The sequence below is a fragment of the Vibrio scophthalmi LMG 19158 genome (genome assembly GCF_000222585.1).
GTDB lineage: Bacteria > Pseudomonadota > Gammaproteobacteria > Enterobacterales > Vibrionaceae > Vibrio > Vibrio scophthalmi.
Map to the genome: position 1 here is coordinate 1 of NZ_AFWE01000065.1, position 2276 is coordinate 2276.

Here is a 2276-nt window from a genome sequence, read left to right on the forward strand (position 1 = left end):
CGACGAGAACGGCGATGAAATCATTGCCACCATGACGCAGTTTGTAAAGGAGCAAGTGTATGGCTGAGCTGCAACTAACAGGCACAATGCGCGCCACTCACGCGGTGGTGAGCGTGATGCAAAAGGCACTCGTGACGGGTGAGTTTATTTCAGCCAATGAAGTGGTACGTCATAAAGGCCGCTTTGATACCGCCGAAGAGCTCTCTCGCTTTGCTTTAAAGAACAACGTCATCGGTGTGGCAGCGTTAAAAGCGTCGAACCATGACAGACGCGCAGGCAGCAAAGCTGATATCTCAATGGTGGCTTACGTGGTGACACGCGGTGCCGCCAAAGATATGGACGCCTCAGTCGTATGCGAGCTTTTAACCTCAAAGGTGATTGAGTTGGTCAGTCGCGAGCGTTGGGGTGTTCACAACTGCTCAGAGGCGAAAAACATCATCGCCACCAACTTATACAGCGCCACCCCTGATGGGTTCGGCGTGTGTATCTGGGCGGTCAGTTGGGTGCAAAACATGAGCATGAGTGAGCCGATTTACACCACTCTTGATGACTTCACCACCCTTGGCATTAAAAACCAACTCGCAGAGAGCGGCAGCATCGATAAAGGTGCCCCCACTATCGATGCGTTAATTCATTTACCAGGAGAGACCGATGAGCTCAGTGATAAAGAGAAAGATTAGACCTGCAAAGCCAGGTTTAACCCTTCGCCACCCTAAGACGCTGCAAAAACTTCCAGCCGAGGGCGCGCTGGTTGAACTCAATAGCTACTGGCGACGCCGCCTGCGTGATGGTGATGCGGTATTTTGTGAAGACAAGCCTCAAGCGGCTGTCGTTGCAAGCGAGCCAGAAAGCGCAAGCGAAGATAAACCCAAGAAAGGAGCAAAAGCATGAGCAATGCTATTCCTAACGATATTCGCCCACCACTGTGTTACATCGGTTTTGATAACTCAAAAGCGATCATCGGCACAGCGGCGATGCCTCACCAAATCTTAGTGATTGGTCAGATGCTGCCAACGGGCCGCGCTGAGGCGTGTACGCTTTACCCGTTTAACGATGGGGATGAGGCGGCGGCGCTTTGGGGCCGTGGTTCATTGATGCATGGCCTTGCAAGCCAAGTGAAAGGCGCAAACCGCTTTACCCAAGTGCTGGGCGTGGCACTACCAGAAGCGTTTAACTTGGTGGATAAAGACTACCAAGCCGCAGTTAAAACGCCGGCCGTTGAGAACGAAGGCTCGCTGATGGTTGGATTTAAAACCCCGACCTTAGAGTTTGATGTGGACGAGAGCGAAGCGGCAGAGCAAGGCTGGCGCGTCAGCGTTGGTAACAAAACCGCGGCGCTAAAAAGCTTTTCGACTCAAACGGGCTTTATGGTAATTGCGGCAGGTGAAGGCTTGGCCGCTGCGGACTTAGCGGTTGATGTGTCGATGACGCTACACGGCGTTGAAGCGACCGCAGCAGGTGTCGCCGCGCGTGGTGTTCAGCGCTTTATCGGCACGGCATTAGAAGATGCAATCATCTATCTGCACATTGCAGGTAAGCCCCTTTCTATCCTGGCACAAAAAGGTGACACCGCCGCCGAGATGGCGCAAAACATCACAAACGCGGTCAATGGCGATGATGATTTTCCTGTACGTGCTGAAAGCGCTGATGGCGCAGTGACTTACATCGCTAAACAGACAGGCGAAACGGGTGACGATATTCGCGTGGTGTGCAACTACTACGCAGGCCAAGCGTTCCCAAGTGGTGTGATGACCACCAACATTTCGCTATCGGGTGGTGCGGGCAACCCTGATGTATCTGATGCCATTAGCGCAATGGCTGATGAGTGGTTTAACCACATCATTATGCCTTACCGCGATACGGCCAACCTCAATGCGCTGCGCGATGAGATGACAGAGCGATGGGGCCCAATGAAAATGACCGAAGGCACGGCTTATCTTGCCTTTAGTGGTACGCACGCGCAGACCGCCACCTTTGGTGAAAGTCGTAACGATTTTCTTTATAGCTGTATGGGCGCAGGCTCATCACCAACCCCTGCTTATTTGTGGGCGGCATCTTATGGCGCAGTTGCAGCGTATGAGCTTGCGATTGACCCTGCAAGACCACTGCAAACGTTAGTGTTGCCTGGTGTGCTTCCACCACCTGTAAGTGAGCGTTGGGACTTAAACGAGCGCAACTTGCTGCTGCACGATGGCATTGCCACGCACAAAGTCGATGCAGGCGGCAACGTCATGATTGAGCGTGAAGTGACCATGTATCGCTTAAATAGCTACGGA

Annotated in this window: 3 protein-coding genes; all 3 read left to right on the forward strand. The window is 52.9% G+C overall.

The genetic code is table 11. From position 1 onward, the window contains the following. Nucleotides 1–59: 59 nt before the first annotated feature. The gene (locus RH88_RS04290) at nucleotides 60–680 is read left to right on the forward strand and encodes a hypothetical protein (RefSeq protein ID WP_005593684.1); all 621 of its coding nucleotides are present in this window, start codon (nucleotides 60–62) and stop codon (nucleotides 678–680) included. Further along, nucleotides 652–891, forward strand: a complete 240-nt coding sequence (locus tag RH88_RS04295) for a DUF2635 domain-containing protein (RefSeq protein ID WP_005593685.1) — start codon at nucleotides 652–654, stop codon at nucleotides 889–891. Before RH88_RS04290 ends, RH88_RS04295 begins: the two co-directional genes overlap by 29 nt. Then, nucleotides 888–2276: phage tail sheath subtilisin-like domain-containing protein (locus RH88_RS22675; RefSeq protein ID WP_005593686.1), on the forward strand; the 1389-nt coding region annotated here is incomplete at its 3' end. The genes RH88_RS04295 and RH88_RS22675, both read left to right, overlap by 4 nt.